The sequence below is a fragment of the Anaerococcus sp. genome (assembly GCF_022770135.1).
GTDB lineage: Bacteria > Bacillota > Clostridia > Tissierellales > Peptoniphilaceae > Anaerococcus.
This window is the reverse complement of record NZ_JALEIL010000026.1, coordinates 1-4161: the sequence shown is the minus strand read 5'-3', so window position 1 is coordinate 4161 and position 4161 is coordinate 1. Positions and strand designations below refer to the sequence as shown.

The 4161-nt window shown below is 35.5% G+C and carries 4 protein-coding genes; 2 read left to right on the top strand and 2 right to left on the bottom strand.

All coding sequences use genetic code 11. The features are described 5' to 3' along the window. Nucleotides 1-234 precede the first annotated feature (234 nt). On the top strand, nt 235-912 hold the full coding sequence (locus MRZ08_RS01150; protein ID WP_297378314.1) for a hypothetical protein: 678 nt from the start codon (nt 235-237) through the stop codon (nt 910-912). Nucleotides 913-1384: 472 nt separating this feature from the next. On the opposite strand, the gene MRZ08_RS01145 is transcribed toward MRZ08_RS01150, so the two are convergent. Both MRZ08_RS01145 and MRZ08_RS01140 read right to left on the bottom strand, forming a co-directional pair. Next, a complete protein-coding gene (locus MRZ08_RS01145; RefSeq protein ID WP_297378312.1) occupies nt 1385-1585 on the bottom strand; it encodes a hypothetical protein in 201 nt (66 codons plus the stop codon). Between the two features lie 81 nt (nt 1586-1666). Further along, a complete protein-coding gene (locus tag MRZ08_RS01140; protein ID WP_297378309.1) occupies nt 1667-2635 on the bottom strand; it encodes a LacI family DNA-binding transcriptional regulator in 969 nt (322 codons plus the stop codon). A gap of 128 nt (nt 2636-2763) precedes the next feature. Between MRZ08_RS01140 and MRZ08_RS01135 the strand changes: the two genes are divergently transcribed. Further along, nucleotides 2764-4161 (top strand): sucrose-specific PTS transporter subunit IIBC (locus MRZ08_RS01135; RefSeq protein ID WP_297378306.1); only part of this gene is annotated, 1398 nt, incomplete at its 3' end.

Here is a 4161-nt window from a genome sequence, read left to right as displayed (position 1 = left end):
TGGTCTGTTATTTTGAAAAACTTCTCTTTGAAATAATATTTTTTCATAAAAATTCCTTTTATTTTTATTATACCCAAAGCTATTTTTTATAAAGCGAGTGCTTTTACTATAAGGTTGATTTTTTTTACTATGGAATCTGTTTATTATAGGGGGGAGTGATAATATTATGAATCATTGAAGAAATTTTTGAATTAAAGTACAATTTTATTGAAAATGAATATAAGGAGGAATTTTATGGATAAATTTAAAAAAATAATCACTGGATTTTTGGTTTTTGCTATAATGCTTTCAATCATTCCGTCAAAAGCGTTAGCAAAAGACGGAAGCGTTAGTACATTAAAAGAAGATTTTGTATACAAATATTCAGGTGTAGATTTAGTTTCGAAGAATTTTGAAAGAAACGAAATGACTACCAAAGAAGAAGAAGCATACGATGCACTGCTTGAGATAATGTATGAAGAGAATAAATCTGTTGCTACAGCGGAAGGATACACTAAGGAAGAATATATAAATCTTGCAGATGAAATATTGAGTGAAAATATAAAAATAGAAGATATACAAAGTAATGGTTTTACATTTTATTCAACATCTCATGGAAGCATTTCTACTAAAATGTTAGGTGGGATATTAAATGGGGTTATATCTGCAACACTTTTACTTACAGGAGTTGGATCAGTAGTAGAATTGATCAAAAAAATGGGAAAAGAAGCAGCGAAAGACTGGGTTGAAAAGCATGTGAAAAAAGCTGTAGTAAATAAATTAACAGCTATAGGGCTAGGAGCATTCGGTATTTTTGCTGGAAGTATAATTAAAGGAATTATTGATGCATATATAGATCCAGGTCAATGGTTAGCTGAAAGAATTGATGGAAATGATAGAATTCCGAATAATGGATATATAGAAGCATGGTAAGCATAATAAATTTTTTGAAATCCAATTATGAGAGCTTATTAATTTTTTTAGGGATTGTTATCTTTGCAAATTCCATATTGACTTCGAATGAAACAAACAAAAAAATTATTGGTAAAGTAATTGGTTGTTTACTGGTTATTATTGGGTGTATAAGTATGTATCTCGAAAGTTAAATCATGGTATACAATATGAACAAATAGCTTATTATTGTTTACATGAAATAATAGCATCTACAAAAGTAGGTGCTTTTCTTATACTTAATTTTAGGAGGCGATAATATAAATATTTCATATTTAATATTCACCCATAAGGACACAGGTAAGTCGAGAGACAAACTCAAAGACGGAGAGAGGATGTCTTAATCATCTTTTTATTTGGAGAAACACCAACAGGAAGGAACGTTAATTAATGCACTGCCGCTTATTCTTGTGTGAGAGCTCTTGCTTAAACCTTAGTCGGATATTAGCTACATTTATAAAAATATGTTTATTAAACCGGACTTGGTATGGATAGTTACATTTTCCCCTTCTGCATAGGAGAAAGGATAGCCACCCAGACCTGTGACCTTAAGCCTACCATTGTCTTTGATGCTTCTTACCATAAGGCCCAGAGTATCTATGTGGGCGGATAATAAAAGTCCGTTTTTATCTCCCTCGACTATAAGGACAACCACATTGCGCTTTATTTTTATTATACCAAAGCTATCTTTTATATGATTTATCTTAAAAATAGACTTTTATAAACGAGGGCTTTACTATAAGGTTGATTTTCTTACTATTAGTCTTGGGCTTAGGGGGGCTTTTTTTAATCCTTTCTCTCCTTCTATTTGCTTTAATAGATCTTCTATAGCAAGCTTTCCCAGCTTTTCATAGGGAAAAGCCACCGTTGTAAGGGCGGGGTTTATTATAGAAGATATTTCGTAATTGCCAAAACCTGCTACAGAAATATCATCTGGAATCCTAATTTCCTTCTCTCTAAGGGCCTCTATGATACCGAAGGCTATATTATCGGTCGCTCCTATATAAAAGCTTGATTTTTCCTTATCTAGAATCTCCTTGGCCTTTTCATAGGCTGTCTTTTTGGTAAAATCGAAGTGATGGTGGTTAATTTTTATATTTCTATCCTTTATCCCATCACTTAGGCCTAAAAACCTATCGCCTACGGCCTGGTCGTATTTACCTACATCGAAATAAGAAATTTCTTTGTGGGAAAGGGTCTTTATATAATCAGCCATAAGCCTTCCTGCTTCGTAGTCGTTGGCAAGAATTGAAGTAAAACCCTCTAGCTTTTGGCCGAAGATTACAAGGGGGATGGTTAGAGTTTTTGTAATTTCCTTGTGTTTTTGAGTTATATTTGATGCGAAAAGGATTATTCCTTCCACATTAAGACCTGCCATCTCTTCGATGATCCTCACTTCTTCGTCCATATCGTCATTGGAGCAAGATAGGAGCATGGAGTAATCAGTTTCCTTTAAGTAGATATTAATAGCATTTAGGGCGGTATTTTTTGTATAGCCTATGAAGTTTGGGATGATTACCCCTATGATATTGGTCTTAGTTTTTTTGAGATTTCTCGCATAGGAATTTGGAACATAACCAAGCTCGTCTATTGCTTCTTTAATTTTCTTTTTTGTCTTATCGCTTACTGAACCATTGTTTAAATATCTGGAGATTGTAGATTTTGAAAATCCTGTTAGCTCAGCAATATCTTTAATGTTTGCCATAAATCCTCCACTCTTATAATATCAAATAAATAAAAATAATAAAAATGATTTGACAAAGTAAACGTTTTTGCTATAATTATATTAACGGAACCGTTCCCAATTATTTGTAATTATTTAAAGGAGAAATTATGGATTACAAAAAAGCAGCAGAAGGAGCCATAAAGGCTGCTGGAGGAAGAGAAAACATTTCCTCAGTCGCACATTGTGCAACCAGACTTAGAATCGAAGCCTACGATAAGGACAAAATCAATATGGACATGGCCAATGACCTTGAAGGAGCCAAGGGTGCAATGTTTAATGAAGGTCAGCTTCAAATAATCTTTGGAACTGGAACAGTAAACAAGGTCTACGATGCCTACGAATCTCTAGAGAAAGATTCACCAGATGACTTTTCTAAAATTCACGATAAGGCAGTGGCAAATAAAACTAAAAATCAAAAGAATCCACTAAAGCGTGCGATAAAGACCTTTGGTGATGTCTTTGTTCCTATCATTCCGGTACTTGTAGCTACAGGACTTTTCATGGGACTAAGGGGACTCTTCACCCAAGAGGAAGTTCTTAGACTTTTCTCTATGACTCCAGACGACATTTCCCAAAACTTCTTGATGTGGACACAAATTCTAACAGATACAGCCTTCGCTTTCTTGCCAGCCCTAGTAGCTTGGTCAGCCTTTAAGGTATTTGGAGGAAGTCCTGTCATAGGAATCGTCCTAGGCCTTATGCTAGTTCATCCAAACCTACCTAATGCCTACCAAGTAGCAAGTGGAGACGCAAGTCCTATCATAATGTTTGGATTTATACCAGTTGTAGGCTACCAAGGAACAGTGCTTCCTGCCTTTATTTCAGGACTTATCGGTGCGAAACTTGAGAGAAATCTAAGAAAAGTAATGCCAGATAGCTTAGACTTACTTCTAACTCCTTTCTTAGTTTTGGCTATAATGAGTGTGCTTTCTCTATTTGCAATTGGACCAGTCTTCCACCAACTAGAAGTCGTAGTACTCGAGGCAACTAAGTGGGCTCTAGGACTTCCTTTCGGTATAGCAGGAATCCTAATCGGAGGACTCCAACAACTAATCGTAGTTACAGGAATCCATCACATCTTTAACTTCCTAGAAGTCCAACTTTTAGCAGATAATGGAAGAAATGCCTTCAATGCTCTTTTATCAGCAGCGACAGCAGGTCAAGCAGGAGCAGTTCTTGCAGTAGCTATCAAGACCAAGGATACAAAAATCAAACAAATCGCCTACCCATCAGCCCTATCAGCAGCCCTAGGTATCACAGAGCCAGCGATTTTTGGTATCAACCTAAGATTTGTCAAGCCATTTGTAATGGCTATGATTGGTGGAGCAGCAGGAGGCTTCTTCGCTTCAATCTTTAAGATTGAGGGAACAGGAATGGCAGTAACAGTTATTCCAGGTATGCTCTTATATCTAGACAACCTCTTAATGTATATACTAATGCTTCTAATAGCAGGAGGAGTAAGCTTTGCTCTAACTTATACAATAGGATATTCAGATAAGATGCTA